Source organism: Pelotomaculum schinkii (assembly GCF_004369205.1).
Classification (GTDB): domain Bacteria; phylum Bacillota; class Desulfotomaculia; order Desulfotomaculales; family Pelotomaculaceae; genus Pelotomaculum_C; species Pelotomaculum_C schinkii.
Genome location: NZ_QFGA01000001.1, coordinates 628973 through 644466, shown reverse-complemented (window position 1 = coordinate 644466; position 15494 = coordinate 628973). Strand labels below are relative to the sequence as shown.

Below are 15494 nucleotides of genomic sequence, written 5' to 3'. Positions count from 1 at the left end.
GGGCCTTTATCAATATGATATCCTTTGACACCTTTCTAACTCTGGATCCGTATATTGTTTATAACTGTACCCCGCTGACGTCGCTGTTTCATGATAACTCTTATGGTATTGTGATTTTGACGGGTACTACGGAAGGTGGTGAAGTCTTCGCCGTATAGGTGTCTAAAGGAATACGGCAAAAACGCAAATTTAGAGTTTTTATGAGCATTACCGGCTTGTTTTTACACAAATTGTGTTGTGGTTACAGATACTAAAATTTTATTGACAAGATAAGATAATATGCTAAAATTGAATTTGATTGGAATTGACCAATCCTTTGAGTTTAAACGGGGGGTTTGTTAATTCCAAAAATATTGTCCAAAAGGGGAGGCAGATAAATGAAACATTTGGGCCGCCATGTATTGGCTGAGATTTGTGGATGCGACTTCGACATCCTTAACGACATCAACAGGGTTGAAGAAATCATGGTTAACGCTGCGCTGGAAGCAGGCGCCGAAGTCAGAGAATGTGTATTTCACAAATTCAGTCCTCAAGGGGTTAGCGGTGTGGTAGTAATTTCAGAATCGCACCTGGCTATCCATACCTGGCCGGAACTGGGCTATGCGGCAGTAGACGTATTCACCTGCGGTGAAAAAGTAAATCCCTGGGACGCATGCAACTACCTTACCGACCACTTTAATGCCAAACAAACTACCGCCAAAGAAATGAAGCGGGGCATGATGCCGGAAGTTTACCTTGGGGAAGCCGTAAATCTATAGGAGGGATATTTATTAGTACCAACAGAAAATTGGGTTAGCGGGCCTTGCAGCTAAAAAAGATGCAGGGCTCGTTAATTTTTTTAAACAATATACCCCGGTAAACAGTAAAAATTACAGTTCAGGAGGAAATTGTGAGACAATAACGAATATATACATAGGTAGAAAAGGGGGAGCCATGCCAAATGTTAAGCCACATTATCGAGCAGATAGAGAGGGAGCTGACCTGGGTAAAAAGTCTGATTGAAGATCATCTGAAGATAAAAGCGGGATACCTGGGATCCTTCGCCAACCTGGAGCTGTCTCCTGTTAATCAGAATATAAGACCGGCACTGGTTATACTGTCTTCACGGATTTATGGAAATGTTACTGAGAAGACGGTGGTTCTCGCCAGTGTCTTTCAGTTTATATATATGGCTGCGAATGTCCAACGCGGTGTTTCCGAGTCCGACACGGAAACCTTTGGAATACCCGAAGACCCGAGTATCGGCTCGCAGTTCCCGGTACTGGTAGGTGATTACCTGTACGGAAAATTCTTTAGCCTTTTGTCTGAAGCGGGTATGCTGACTTTATTAAGCCCGATAGCGGAAATTATCTGCAATATGCACGAAGGCGGGATCATGAAGCAGAAGCTCAAGTCGCAGACTTCCCCCACCAGGGCTTTACGTGACGCAATTCAAAAGGAATCAGCCGAGCTGTTTGGCGGGTGCTGTTCTCTGAGCGCACAACTGGCCGGCGCGCCTGTAGTCGACCAGAAAACTATGAGGCGTTTTGGGAAAAGCCTTGGTATGGCTTATGGCCTCCTGGAGGAGGGTATGAAAGCGGAACATGCAGCGCCTTATCTTCTTGAGGCCAAAGAGGCGCTGCACCTTATTCCTTGCAAGCCGGAAAGGTTATGGCTTGAAAAACTGGTATGCAATTTATCCGGCCAGGGGTTGGCTGCCTGCCGGATGGTAATCTAGGTAACTGGTGAAGAAGGGTGTTAAATGCAGTTTGCGCATGACCGCGATAAAGAAAGATACGTCCACGAGGTTTTCTCGTCTATTGCCCACAGGTATGACCTGCTCAATACAACCTTGTCTTTCAACCGTGATAAATATTGGAGAAAGTTCACGGTCCGTCATTCCGGGCTCCAGCCAGGCAGCGCGGGGCTGGATGTCTGTTGCGGCACCGGTATGCTGGCGCTCGAACAGGCCAGGGTGGTAGGCATGAACGGGCGAGTGGTGGGCCTTGACTTCTGTGAGAATATGCTGCAGAAGGCAGTTGACAACATCAAGCGCACCCCTTACCAGGGGGTGATTGAGTTGGTGAAAGGGAACGCCATGCAGCTGCCGTTTGAGGACAATACTTTTGACTGTGCCACTATTGGCTTTGCCCTGCGCAATGTGCCGGATATCCTTAAAACGATTAAGGAGATGCGCAGGGTGGTCAAACCAGGCGGGAAAGTCCTCTCCCTGGAACTGGCTAAACCAGGCGCGCCCGTTTTCAAACAGCTATATTATTTATATTTCAATCACCTGGTGCCCCTGCTGGGAAGGATGGGGGTAGGCCAGAATGGTCCGTATAGCTGGCTTCCCACCTCACTGAAAAATTTCCCCCACCAGTCGGAAGTCTGCGAGCTTTTCCAAAAAGCCGGCCTGGCTGACGTTTACTATCACGAACTTACCGGTGGAATTGTTGCTGTACATATTGGTATTAAACGATAAATGCATAACTATATTACATAAAGACATCCTTGATCGGGACGCCATTAATAATGTTGTTGAGGGGGGTTTATAGTGTCCAGACTTCGCATAGGGCAGGTGGATTACCTGAACTGTCTGCCGGTCTACCATGCCCTGGAAGAGGGTCTCCTGTCCCTGGATGCCGAATTGGTCAAAGGAGCGCCGACCTGTTTAAACAAGCTTTTTTTGCAGGGGGATCTGGATGTGACCCCGATATCCTCAATAGAATACGCTCGCAACATGGACTACTGCCTTATTCTGCCAGGCCTGTCTATCAGCGCCAAGGGCCGGGTATCCAACACCCTTTTTTTTAGTAAACTTCCGGTTACGGAACTTGAAGGCCGGAATGTCAGCCTCGCTGAAACATCCGCCGCCTCAGTAGTTCTGTTAAAAGTATTGTTCGACCACTACTACCATGTGGACGTACAGTTTGAGACATTGTCCCCTGAACTTGACCATATGATGGCATGGTCGGACGGGGCGCTGCTGACCGGGGATGACGCTATGCTGGCCTACCAGCGGGTGAAAGAAGAACACCTGCCCTATCATGTGACCGATCTTGGCGAGGTTTGGCAGGAATTCACCGGGGAAAAAATGGTATACGCTTTATGGGTGGTCCGGAGCTCAGACTCCAATGACCGTTCTGACAAAATAGCTAAGATCAGCAATATTCTTCTGGAATCAAAGATCATGGGACTCAATCGGATGCCTGCTATAATTGCCCAAGCCAGAAAACAAACCGGCCTGCCGCTGCCCGTTATTGAGGATTATTTTGCAACAATCAGCTACGATTTTGACGAAAGCTGCCGCCGGGCACTGCTTGTTTATTACGATTACGCTTACAAGAGCGGTTTGATTGATGAAAGGGCCAAGCTGCACGTATGGGGAGAATCCGTTGAATAAATGATCACCCGGTCAAGCCTGCCGGGCTATTGTCGCAACCTTGCGTGCCAGGCGCAGCGCGCTATCTTTAAGGTCGGCGTAGCTTGTTTCACCGGTAAGGGTTCGGCACATCAGTTCAGCGATAGCGGGGTGTTTTTCCATCAGGCTGTAACAGATCCGGTGTTTTATTAAGATTGGTCTTATGATCCACGAGGTAAGCCAGGGTTGAACCGGCCGGGCCGGCGCCGGCGATAATTATATCGTATTTGATCCCTAGCACCCCCTAAGAGCATGCAGCAAGGCGCTGGTTATTAAAGCCCCAGCAAATTATAAACTTCGTCATCCACTACGTTCATCCCTTTCAGGCCGTTGTCCTGCCTTAATTTTTTCACTGCCTTTTCAGTGCCTTCTCCCCAAAAGCCGTCGGGGTTCCATTTCAGGTAACCCAGCCTTTTTAAAGAGCGCTGGACCTCCAGGACATCCGGCCCTCTACTGCCAAGCCCGAGGACGGAGGGCGGGGCGCCGGGCGCTCCGAAAGGTGTCCCGACGATGGTTACTGCTGTACCTACGGTTACACTGGGGAATATTTCCTCCACATGTGCATTATGCATACGGATACAGCCGTGGCTGGCAAAGCTCCCGATGCTGCCGGGCACGTTGGTGCCGTGGATACCGTAGTTTCCGTAAGGGATATTAAGCCCAAGCCACCGTGTACCCATAGCGTCAGGCGGATTCATGGACTTTGAGACGATTTCCCAGTTGCCAACCGGGGTAGGGGTTTCATATTTGCCCATGGCAACCGGATACTGCCGGACCGGCTCCGTCCCGTCAAAAATGGTCAGGATGAGCCTGTCCATATCAATGATAACGCTGACTTTCTCGGGAACAGCAGGCATTTTTGACTTAAAAAGCTTCTGATCGGTAGCGGCAACCAGTGCCTGGAGGGTAACATGGTCAACCGTACCATTGGGGTGCAGATCGAGGTTCTCCTGGGCTGAGGCCACAGCCCGTGACGTTTCGTCGTTATAGACACTGTTAATAGCACCTTTGTAGTAGCCAAGCGCTTTAAGCCTTTCCTGAAGTTCGGCCACATCACGTCCTGAAATATTGGGCTCTTTTAAAAAAAGTACGCGACCTTGCTCGGGATTGAGCGGGCAGGCCAAGTTCTGCAAGGCCTCAGACGTTGAGGTCAGCGCAAAACAGAAAAAAACAAATGCAAACGTTGCGGCTCCCAGGCGAGAATAATTCAAGCTGCTTCAAACCTCCCAAGATAAGCTTCCCGGTCGTGTGCCGGGTGACATGTTTTTTTATATTGTTTTACGGCCGCCGGTATTTAATGCAGGGTAGTTCCACACGCCGCCGCGTATCATGAAAATATGTAGGCGCCATTTCAATCGCACAACGGCGCTTCAGCGCCGCACTTGGGCGTCTAATGCAATTTTTGGGCGAATGATTCGCACCTATAGGGGATACGCCTGTTTGTATTTTCAGGGTGGAAAAAAAAAGTGCAGTTGTCGGCACTTTTAAGATGTTAGTCAGTCAGTTACAAAAACGGGCTTTGGTTGGCAGTATTCATCATCATACAGGTTTAAAAAAACGGGATCTATAAGACTCGCCGCTTTGCAGCGAGTCTTATAGATCCCGGTGGCATGCGCTTGGTATTGACTACATCTGTTTAGAATAATCGACCGCGTTTTTAAAAATAGCCAGGCCGTGCGGGATGGTGTCCGACAGCATCCTGCGCCAGTTGGGGTGCTGGGTTTTTTCCACAAACCTTTCCGGGTGAGGCATCATCCCCATAATCCTCCCTGTGGTATCACAGACACCGGCAATTGCGTTCAGAGAGCCGTTGGGGTTATGCGGGTACAGCACCGTGGGTCTTCCGTCGGGACCGGCGTAGCGGAAGACAACCTGGCCCCGGTTTTCTATACCCTGGAGTGTGGCCGGGGCTGTATAAAATTTACCTTCGCCGTGGGCGACCTGTACGCTGATGATGGAACCTTCCAGGCTGCGGGTGAAGACACAATGACTGCGCTCTACCAGCAGGTTAACCCAGCGGCATTCAAAATGACTATTTTCATTGGCCATCAGGGTAGCGTTTATTTCGCCAAGATGACGCTCCGGCAGGAGCCCGGTGCGCACCAGTACCTGGAAACCATTGCAAATCCCAAGGACCAGCTTGCCGGCCGCTACAAACTCCTCCAATTGTTCTTTCAAGAAGGAGGCCAGTTCCACCGCCAGGATTTTACCTGAGTGGACGTCGTCACCATAGGAAAAACCACCGGGCAATGCGAGAATCTGATAGGAAGCCAGCTTTTCTTCACCGCTTCTGATCTGATTGACATGGACCATGCGGCATTCGGCTCCTGCCTTGTTAAAGGCGTAAAAAGTTTCTTCGTCGCAGTTGATCCCGTCGGTCCTCAGTATGCAAACACGGGGTTTCAGCATTAATGGAATACCTCCTTCATCGGCCGCTGCCAGGCTTCCTTTAACTCATCCAGGTTGAGGGTGAACAGCGTTTTTCCATACTGCTCTGCGGTGAGCAGTCCTCCCGCGGTTGTCTTGCCGATGACGCTGCAAGGTACCCCGCTAAAGATATCCGCCAGGTCCGCATCTGCAGGCAGCTCGGCCAGGAAGCAGCCTGCCGTCTCATTGAAAAGGAATTGCTCAGGATTTTCGTCCGCAGGTATTGTGATTGAAGCGCCTGTAGCGCCACCGAAGCACATTTCGGCCAGAGCCGCGCCCAGACCTCCTTCACTGATATCATGACAGGCCAATAGTTTGCCGGAGTCTATGGCCGCGTAGACGGCTTCAAAGACCTTCATCAGGTTGTCAGGGTCGAGCTTCGGCAGGTTTTGCCCAATGGCGCCCTGCAGGTCGTAATAAACGGAGCCTGCCATTTCGGACGTGTTGCGGCAACCCACCAGTACGATTTGATTGCCTGCTCCTTTAAAATCTGCCGACACGGTTCGTGAAACATCAGGTATTCGTCCAAATACGGAAACACAGAGGACCGGCGGAATTTTAATGACTGTTCCGTCTTGGCCCCGGTAAGTGCTGGAAAGGCTGTCTTTTCCCGATATGAAAGGCATGCCCGTGGCGCGGACGAAGTCGACGCAGGCATCAACCGACATGTCAAGTGCGCCTAAAGCGTCCTCGTCCGGGAAAGGCCAGATAAAGTTATCGATCAAGACCATTTCTCTTGGGTTGGCGCCGGACGAAACGGCGTTGGAGACAGCTTCCGCAGCCGCCCAGAGACTGCCGTGGTAAGGGTCGATCATATTTAAAACAGGGTTTAATCCATGTGAGATAACCATGCCGTAAGGTTTCCCCAGCAGAGGGGTGAGGATGGCGGCGTCATTTGGTCCGTCCCCATTCGCCCCGGCAAACGGCGGAAGTGCGCTGGTCCCCTGAACACCATGGTCGTACAGCCTGATAATTGGTTCTTTGGAACAAACATTCAAGTGCCCCATGACGCGGGCAAACAGCCTGGACCAGTTACGCGTTTCCCGCAGTGTGGGTTCGGGGTGTTCCGGCCGCTGCCAGGCAGCCGTCATAAACCGCTGGGGCAGCCCGTCGTGCAGAAACTCCATCTCCAGGTCCATTACGGTCAAGCCTTCATAAGTGGCGCAAAAGCGCTTGTCCCCTGTGAATTCACCCAGGACGGTGGCTTCAACGTTGTAACCCCGGCAGATTTCCAGCAGTTGCTCAAGGTGCGCTGGAGCAACTGCCAGCACCATCCTTTCCTGGCTCTCCGAAAGCAGGATTTCCCACGGCGCCAGACCAGGGTATTTCAACGGCGCCCGGTCCAGGGCTATGTTGACCCCGATTTCCGAGCCCATTTCTCCTACAGCCGAAGCAAATCCGCCGGCGCCGCAGTCGGTGATGGCCCGGAGCAGTCCTTTGTCCCTGGCGGCCAGGATGGCGTCAAACATTCGCTTTTCTTCAATCGGGTGGCCAATCTGGACAGCGCTGGCGTTGACGTCAATAGTCCGGTCGGTCATCTCGCCGCTGGAAAAAGTAGCTCCGTGGATGCCGTCACGCCCGGTGCGCCCGCCAAGAGTAAGGACCAGGTCGCCCGCTTCCGGCTGGCGTTTCCGGCTGGAACCTGCCGGAAGGATACCGTAAGCGCCCACGATTACGGTGGGTTTGGCCCGGAAATCAGGGTGAAAATGGACCGACCCGTTGTTGGTCGGGATACCCATCCGGTTGCCGTAGTCTTTGACTCCTGTAACAACCCGCCGCAACAGGTAGTGGGGGTGAAGGCAGCCGGGCGGTATATCTTCGCCGGGGGTTCCCGGCGGCGCGAAACAGAACATGTTGGTGGAGGCCAGCACTTTCGCTCCCAAACCGGTTCCGACAATATCCCGGAAGACGCCGCCGCTGCCGGTCATAGCGCCGCCGTAAGGCTCGATGGCAGAAGGGGAGTTGTGAGTCTCAACCTTGCCGCAAATTGCCGTACCCTCATAAAACTCCATGACCCCGGAGTTGTCAACAAAAGCTGAAAGTACCAATGGGTGTTTGCTCCGGGCTGTAGCGTCTTTTAATCGTTTCAGCAGAGGGGGTTTTTCTTGCCCGTCCATTGAGATTTTGGCCCTGAAGGTTTTATGCACGCAGTGCTCCGACCAGGTTTGGGCAATAATCTCTATTTCACAGTCGGTGGGGTCTCTTTGCAGACCGGCAAAATATTTTTGAACTACCTTCATTTCCTCGAGGTTTAAAAAGAGCTTGTCCCGGCTTAAGGTAAGCAGTTCCTCGTCGCTCATCCGGCGGATGGGGATAACCCCGGTCGGGCCGGGAACTCCTTTGATAACCAGGGTTTGAGGTTTTTCCCTGACCACGTACTCGATGGTGGCATTTACCAGCAGGCTGTTTAAGATGCGCTCAATATCCGCGCCGGATATGTCACGGCCGTAAAAGCCGTATTCCCAGCTTGAATCCGCGGCAATTAGTCCGGTTATGCCGAGGTCTGAGGCCGACTTGAGTAAAGAAGCAGCTTCCGGGTTCATAACTCCAGGTTTATAGGCAACCTCAAGCACGACCGCCGCATCTTCAATGACAGGGCCGTTAACCCGGTAAGTCTGAAACACATCCTCGGCCAGGAGTTTCCCGGCCAGGTAGGCGGCTTCTTTTTCAGAAATCCCTTCAAAACGGAATACCCGGGCAGTCCGGACCTTCTCAACGCTCTGGATACCCAGAGCCCGGTTTATCTCATACAGGCTTTCATCGCCCTTGCTGTCCGGAAGTCCCGGTTTAGCTATGACACGCACCTCTTGGATCATTGTTTTAACCTCCCATCAAATATGGCAGCAGACACGGTGCGGTTTGTCGGCTCAATCATGCATATGACAAATATATGACAACGGTCCTGTTTTTTCCTGCCACAGCGGAAAATAAATAAAACCGCTGTTACACGCGGTTCACTTGCTTCATGGTTCATACCATAATAATTATACAAATCCGTTGACCTATTTGCAAATGTTATTAATGCCCTCAAAAAACGGGGTTTATGGAGTCTTTATGCCCTAATACTTGCTTTTGCTCCCATACTGCCATATAATTTTAAAATAGTCTAAAAATAGTATTGAATAAATAACTGTACTATTTTAGGAGGACCTATGCGGAATCAATTACTCAGACTTTTGCCGTCAGTTGACGAGGTTCTGAGGTGTGACCAGATGAACGAAGCCTTGGCCTCATATCCCCGCAGCGTTGTAGTTGACGCTATCAGGGAAGCTCTTGCTGCAGAAAGGATGGCAATTCTCTCGGAGGACACATTGGTTGCCGGGGAAGGTGGAAAGCCCGCCTGTCTGGAGCGGGTTGTTTTAAAAACCATAGCCGCGGCAACACGTTCGGTTCGTCCCAACCTGCGCCGGGTCATTAACGCGACAGGTGTTGTCCTTCATACCAACCTGGGGAGGGCGCCCCTGGCTGAGCAAGCCAGGCATGCCGTCAGCGATGTGGTGGCCAATTACTCAAACCTGGAATTGGACCTGGAGACCGGGCGGAGAGGCTCCAGGTATGCCCCTCTGGAGAAATTGCTGACAACCCTTACCGGGGCCGAGGCGGCTTTGGTCGTTAACAATAACGCGGCCGCTGTGCTGTTGGCGCTGAGCACTATGGCGCGCGGGCAGGAGGTTATTGTGTCCAGAGGCCAGTTGGTGGAAATAGGCGGTTCTTTCCGGATACCGGAAGTAATGGCGCAAAGCGGCGCCCGCCTGATCGAGGTCGGCGCCACTAACAAGACCTATCCTGATGACTACCGCCGGGCAATCAGTCAAGACACCGCGCTGCTGCTGCACGTACATACCAGCAATTACCGTATAGTCGGCTTTACCAGGGAGACTACGGTCGGTGAACTGGTTGAGTTAGGCCGGGAGTTTAAGCTCCCGGTGGTATCCGATCTGGGCAGCGGATTTCTTATTGACTTGAGTCGCTATGGTTTGCCCTGGGAACCTACAGTGCAGGCGACGGTCGGCGCCGGGACAGACATTGTGACCTTCAGCGGGGACAAGCTTCTCGGTGGAGCTCAAGCCGGTATTATCATAGGAAAACGTGTCTATATCGATAAAATGAAGAAGAACCCTCTAACGAGGGCGATTCGTATCGACAAAATGACGGTTGCGGCGCTTGAAGCTACCTTAAGGCTTTACCTGGACGAAGAACAGGCTCTTGGCGGAATCCCTACTCTCAAGATGTTGACCGTACCTCTGGAGCAATTGCGGCAAAAAGCTTCGCAACTGGCAGTCTTCTTGCGTGAGGTTGCGGGAAGCCGGGCTCGGGTGGAACTGGAGGAGGGTTTGTCGGCGGTGGGTGGCGGGGCCATGCCCACAGCAGCCCTCCCAACCGCTGTTGTGGTGGTACAGCCGGGAAAAAGCTCAGCAGGTGAACTGCAGGAGGCGCTGCGGCGAGGTGAGCCGGCCGTGATGGGGCGGGTACAGGAAGATAAACTTCTCCTTGATGTCCGCACCATTGCAGACGGGGAGTTTCAACTGCTGGCCGGCGCGTTTGCCAAAGCGCTTCAATAGAAAAAGGTGAAAGATAGCACGATATGGTTCAGAATTATATTCACAGTTTTGCGGAGTCAATTATAAACCTCAGTTTGGATAATATGAACCCGGTCTTTTCAATTTAGCAAGGATGTGCTTATTTTGAAACACCTTATTATCGGTACCGCAGGCCATGTTGACCACGGTAAGACGGCCCTGGTCAGGGCTTTAACCGGGATCGACACCGACCGCCTGAAAGAAGAAAAAGAACGGGGCATCTCTATTGAACTTGGCTTTGCCTCCCTGCAATTGCCGGGAGGGCGCAGGGCCGGCATTGTCGATGTACCAGGTCATGAACGGTTCATTAAGAACATGCTGGCAGGAGCCGGAGGCTTCGACCTGGTCCTGCTGGTGATTGCCGCCGATGAGGGAGTAATGCCCCAAACGCGTGAGCACCTGGATATCCTTCAGCTGCTGCAGGTCCAAAAAGGAATTGTGGTACTGACCAAGACCGACCTGGTGGAAGATGATTGGCTGGAACTGGTGGAGGAGGAGGCGCGCGACTTTTTAAAAGGCACCGTTTTAGAGGACGCCCCCGTGTTGAAAGTTTCGGCGGTAACCGGGCAGGGCATCCGGGACTTGCTGGAAAAAATCGACCAGTTGGCCGGGCAGACTGTCTCCAGGGTAAGCAGCGGATCGCCCAGGTTGCCGGTGGACCGTGTTTTTACCATCACCGGCTTCGGCACGGTGGTAACCGGCACGCTGGTAGCAGGTGTGCTCCGCGTTGGCGACTCCGTTGAAATCCAGCCCCAGGGTCTCGTTTCAAGGGTCCGTTCCCTCCAGGTGCACGGGGAGAAGGTAGAAGTGGCGGAAGCCGGTCAAAGGGTGGCCGTCAACCTGGCCGGACTGGAGTTGGAGCAGGTTGAGCGGGGCAGCGTAGTGGCGGGGGTAAAAACCTTGACCCCCGCCAACCGTGTAGATATCCACCTGTTGTTATTGGACAGCGCGGCGCGGCCCCTGAAAAACAGGACGAGGGTGCGTTTTTACCTGGGTACCAGTGAAACCCTCGGCAGGGTGGTACTCCTGGACCGCGAAGAAATGGAACCGGGAACGCTTGCTTATGCGCAAGTGGAGTTGGAAGAACAGTTGGTCGCGGCCAAGGGTGACCGTTTTGTGATCCGCTCCTATTCCCCCATGGAAACCATCGGGGGAGGGACCGTGATAGACCCGCTCCCCAGGCGCAAGCATAAACGTTTCCGCAGTGAGGTGCTAAGCGCCCTGGCAACGCGTGAGCGGGGGACCCCGGCTGAACTGGTGGACCAGTTTCTAACTGCCGGCAGTGGGTTGCATATCCCCGGCGAAATTGCAACTGGTACGGGTTTAAAGGATGAAGAGATAGTCGAGGCAGCCAGCGAGCTGGTCAAAGAGGGCAGGGCCAAAATGATCAGTGGTGACGGTAAAACATACTATGTTTCATCAGTTATTTATCAGCGCTGGTCCGCTGCCCTAGCCCAGCTGCTTGAGACATACCACCGCGACTTTCCCCTCCGTGAGGGCTATCCAAGGGAAGACCTTCGTTCCCGAAAATTTCAGGTTTTAAACAGCAGGGTATTCCAGATGCTGTTGCTGGAAATGGAAAAGGACGGGTTGCTCCGTGTGACACCGCAAGCGGTAGCGCTGCAGGGTTTTGCAGCAGGTCCTTCCCCGCAGCAGGAAAAATTAATCAGCCGGATTAAACATGAACTGGAAGAGTTCGCCTTCCTCCCCCCCTCATGGAATGGCCTCAGCCGCAGCGCCGGCCTGGACGAAGTTTTTGCAGCCGAACTGCTGCAGTACATGTTAAGGACAGGGGACCTGGTTAAGATTGCCGAAGAACTCTATTTTTTAAAGGATGTTTTAGCCAGCGCCCGCCAGAAAGTGAGCCAGAGTCTCAGGGACAAGGGAGAAATAACGGTAGCGGAGGTACGGGACCTATTACAGACTTCCCGGAAGTTTGCTTTGCCGCTCCTGGAATATTTCGACCGTGAGAAATTAACCCGGCGCGTCGGAGACAAGCGCTTGCCGGGACGGGCCCTGGAAAATTAATGATGTTGCAGACAAAGGCTCATCATGCTTTTATCGCCGCGCCACGTATCATGAAAATACCAGCCGATGCAGGCGCGATTTTAATCGCACACGGCGCGCCAGCGCCGAACTTTTGTGGCTAGTGTGACATGGTGCGAATGAATTCGCACCTGCATTTTTTAGCGTTCTGTGTGTATTTTCAAAGGAGTTTGTTCTCACCGGCTCTGCAGCAAGAGAGCCGGTGGTTTTTTTATCCCTCTTTGTGGAATAATACCTTCGACAATTGGCTAAGGGGGTATGGCTGGCATGAGGTATGACGTAATTGTTGTCGGAGCGGGACCGGCCGGGGCTGTGGCGGCAAGGGACTGCGCCGGGGCGGGATTGGAAACCATGATCCTGGAAAAAGAATACCATCCTCGCCCGAAAACCTGTGCCGGGGGCATCACCGCAGCTGCCATGGGCCTCTTGGGCGCTGCGCTTCCTCCTGAAATAGTTGAGGCGAGGTGTTCTTCTTTCAGGGGGTTTTATGGTGACAGGGTGATGGAGATCGACCTGGAACAGGACTTTATGGTATTGGTGTCACGAGAGATATTTGACCAGTGGTTGATCAGCCTGGCACAGTCAGCTGGAGCTGAGTTAAAACAGGGTGAGCGCGTCACCGCTGTTGCTGCAGGTGAGCGAGAAGTGACAGTCAGCACTACCAAAGGCGTCTACAGCGGGCTTCTGGTAATAGGCGCGGACGGTGTTAACAGTACGGTGGCCAAAACGGTACGAAAACCTTTTAACAAAAAGGACCTGGCTTTTTGTGTTTGCGCCGATGTGGCCAGGGGTGAGGAAGAAGGCGGCTGGCGGGAGGCTATTGAAATTCATTACGGGCAGTTGCCCATGGGCTACAGCTGGGTTTTTCCCAAAAGGGGTCGCCTGTCTGCTGGAATGGGTTCCTGGTTGACCAACGCGTCTGGTCTTAAAGAAGCTTTCTCGAATTTTCTGAAAGGCAGAGGAATTTTGGAAGAACAGAGGAGCAAGGGGGGCTTTATTCCCCTGGGTGGAATCGCCCGTCCCACCGTCAGTGACAGAGTGATCCTGGCAGGAGACGCTGCCGGCTATACCGATCCGTTTACCGGAGAGGGCATCCGTTATGCTGTTGCCTCAGGACGGCTGGCTGCCGCGACAGCGGCCTCACTTATTTCCAGGGGGGCGCCGTTGACCAGGCTGCATCTCGGAGTGTATGAGCGAAACTGCTATCAACAGTTTGGGTCGGACCTCAAGGCCGCCTTATTTATTGCCAGGATGTTTCAATACTTTCCCAAAGCGTTATTAGGCATGTACTTCAGCTGCCGGGAGCCCTTTGAACAATCACTCCAAATCTTGCTCGGACAAACCGGTTACCGGCAGTTTTACCGCTGGCTGCTCTGGCATACCCCGGGAATGCTGAGACGCTGCATTTAAACCTGAAAGTCCTTATAGACGTATATTGAGAAATTAACGTTTCCGGTGTCGGATGGCTGACTTGTTTATCCGCACATAGGAGCATAAATAATTATAAAGCCCGCTGCACATGCAGGTGAGCGGGCTTGAACTAACATGGTGCTTGCTCCTATAAGGATGTTAACTGGCCAGCCACCCACTACGCTGGAATCCGCTCTTCAATCCACTTGCAATGGGCTGGATCTTGGAAAAAAGGCTCGGTCACACATCTAATCCATTGAAATCGAGTGTTGAAAAATAATCATCTAATGTCTCCGCTCTGCGAATGAGCTGCACTTCTCCGTTTGGCCTTAACAAGAGCTCTGCTGACCTTAGCTTTCCGTTATAATTAAATCCCATAGCATGTCCATGGGCGCCTGTGTCATGGATGACAATAATATCTCCTCGCGTGATTTCCGGCAACTTGCGGTCGATGGCGAACTTGTCATTGTTCTCACACAGCGAACCGGTCACATCATAAACATGATCATGAGGCCAGTTTTCTTTCCCTAATACGGTGATATGGTGATATGCTCCGTATATGCCAGGGCGCATTAAATTGGCCATACAGGCATCCAAACCTACATAATTTTTATAGATTTCCTTTTTGTGAAGTACCGTACTGATTAAATAACCAAAGGGTCCGGTAATAGCGCGGCCCAATTCCATAGTAACGCGGACTGGAGCAAGACCGGCCCCTTTGATTTTTTCTTCATAAGCCCTTTTAATTTCCCTGGAAATAAGGTGTAAATCAACGCGTTTTTCCTCCGGCCGGTAGGGAATACCGATACCCCCGCCAAAATTGACAAATTCAATTCTTATACCGGTGGTTTGGTAGATTTCTACCACTAAATCAAAGAGCATTTCTGCTGTACCTATGAAACTATAGGGGTCCAATTCATTGGACACCACCATGGTATGAAGGCCGAACCTCTTGCCCCCCTTATCCCGTGCGATTTGATAACCTTCCAGGATCTGTTTGCGGGTGAACCCGTATTTGGCTTCTTGAGGCAAACCGATGATTGCGTTGCCGCCCCGTAAAGGGCCCGGATTATAACGGAAAGAAACCAATTCAGGCAAACCTGCATGCTGCTCCAGGTATTCGATGTGGCTGATATCGTCGAGGTTGATTATAGCGCCCAATTCTTTAGCCTTGCGGAACTCATGAGCGGGAGTATTATTTGAGGAAAACATAATATTTTCACCGGTAATACCGGCTTTCTCTGCCAGTATTAACTCAGCCAGCGAACTGCAGTCCGCCCCTAACCCTTCTTCCTTAAGGATTTTTAAGATGTATGGATTAGGGGTAGCCTTCACGGCAAAGTATTCTTTAAAGCCTGGCGCCCAGGAAAATGCGGCTAACAACTCCCGGGCATTCTGCCGTATAGCCTGTTCATGATAAAGATGGAAAGGGGTGGGGTGTTTTTGGATAACCTGCTCAATCTCAGCTCTGGTAAACGGTAGTGATTTAGTCATTTAATGCCTCCTGATATAGCTTGATCATATCACATTAACCCTTAAGTACTGTGGATTGATTTTTATTATACCTTAGCTGGAGAGCATGTAAAACAAAATGTGTCATATTTTCTTCCTTTTTTGTAGCCGTTGCAGCA

12 protein-coding genes are annotated in these 15494 nt (G+C 51.8%); 7 read left to right on the top strand and 5 right to left on the bottom strand.

Going from position 1 to position 15494, the window contains the following annotated elements; translation table 11 throughout:
* The first annotated feature begins 377 nt into the window (after nt 1-377).
* From speD to Psch_RS03070, 4 genes are all read left to right on the top strand, one after another.
* The gene (gene speD / locus Psch_RS03085) at nt 378-758 is read left to right on the top strand and encodes an adenosylmethionine decarboxylase (RefSeq protein ID WP_134217383.1); all 381 of its coding nucleotides are present in this window, start codon (nt 378-380) and stop codon (nt 756-758) included.
* A gap of 182 nt (nt 759-940) precedes the next feature.
* Nucleotides 941-1717 (top strand): polyprenyl synthetase family protein, encoded by a 777-nt coding sequence (locus tag Psch_RS03080; protein ID WP_134217382.1) that lies wholly within the window; start codon nt 941-943, stop codon nt 1715-1717.
* A gap of 24 nt (nt 1718-1741) precedes the next feature.
* Entirely contained in the window at nt 1742-2461 is a 720-nt protein-coding gene (locus Psch_RS03075; RefSeq protein WP_134217381.1) for a demethylmenaquinone methyltransferase, read from the top strand.
* 72 nt (nt 2462-2533) lie between these two features.
* On the top strand, nt 2534-3382 hold the full coding sequence (locus Psch_RS03070) for a menaquinone biosynthetic enzyme MqnA/MqnD family protein (protein ID WP_134217380.1): 849 nt from the start codon (nt 2534-2536) through the stop codon (nt 3380-3382).
* A gap of 12 nt (nt 3383-3394) precedes the next feature.
* Here Psch_RS03070 and Psch_RS21350 read toward each other — a convergent pair whose 3' ends face one another.
* The 4 genes from Psch_RS21350 to purL form a co-directional block, all read right to left on the bottom strand.
* Complete coding sequence (locus Psch_RS21350; RefSeq protein ID WP_282432417.1) at nt 3395-3523, bottom strand: hypothetical protein; 129 nt, start codon at nt 3521-3523, stop codon at nt 3395-3397.
* 149 nt (nt 3524-3672) lie between these two features.
* Entirely contained in the window at nt 3673-4611 is a 939-nt protein-coding gene (locus Psch_RS03065) for a L,D-transpeptidase family protein (RefSeq protein ID WP_134217379.1), read from the bottom strand.
* 415 nt (nt 4612-5026) lie between these two features.
* Entirely contained in the window at nt 5027-5809 is a 783-nt protein-coding gene (gene purQ / locus Psch_RS03060; protein WP_190239077.1) for a phosphoribosylformylglycinamidine synthase I, read from the bottom strand.
* Nucleotides 5809-8643: a phosphoribosylformylglycinamidine synthase subunit PurL gene (gene purL, locus Psch_RS03055; RefSeq protein WP_190239076.1), complete on the bottom strand. Its 2835-nt coding sequence runs from the start codon at nt 8641-8643 to the stop codon at nt 5809-5811. The genes purQ and purL overlap by 1 nt, the downstream gene beginning before the upstream one ends.
* Before the next feature lie 336 nt (nt 8644-8979).
* On the opposite strand from purL, the gene selA reads away from it, so the two are divergent.
* The 3 genes from selA to Psch_RS03040 all read left to right on the top strand — a co-directional run bounded on the left by selA (nt 8980) and on the right by Psch_RS03040 (nt 13863).
* Nucleotides 8980-10389, top strand: a complete 1410-nt coding sequence (gene selA, locus Psch_RS03050; protein ID WP_134217376.1) for an L-seryl-tRNA(Sec) selenium transferase — start codon at nt 8980-8982, stop codon at nt 10387-10389.
* 123 nt (nt 10390-10512) lie between these two features.
* Nucleotides 10513-12435, top strand: coding sequence for a selenocysteine-specific translation elongation factor (selB, locus tag Psch_RS03045; RefSeq protein WP_134217375.1), 1923 nt, complete (start codon nt 10513-10515; stop codon nt 12433-12435).
* Between the two features lie 285 nt (nt 12436-12720).
* Nucleotides 12721-13863: a geranylgeranyl reductase family protein gene (locus tag Psch_RS03040; protein ID WP_190239075.1), complete on the top strand. Its 1143-nt coding sequence runs from the start codon at nt 12721-12723 to the stop codon at nt 13861-13863.
* 240 nt (nt 13864-14103) lie between these two features.
* Here the strand turns inward: Psch_RS03040 and Psch_RS03035 are convergent, their stop codons facing one another.
* A complete protein-coding gene (locus Psch_RS03035; protein WP_190239074.1) occupies nt 14104-15357 on the bottom strand; it encodes a diaminopimelate decarboxylase family protein in 1254 nt (417 codons plus the stop codon).
* Nucleotides 15358-15494 lie beyond the last annotated feature (137 nt).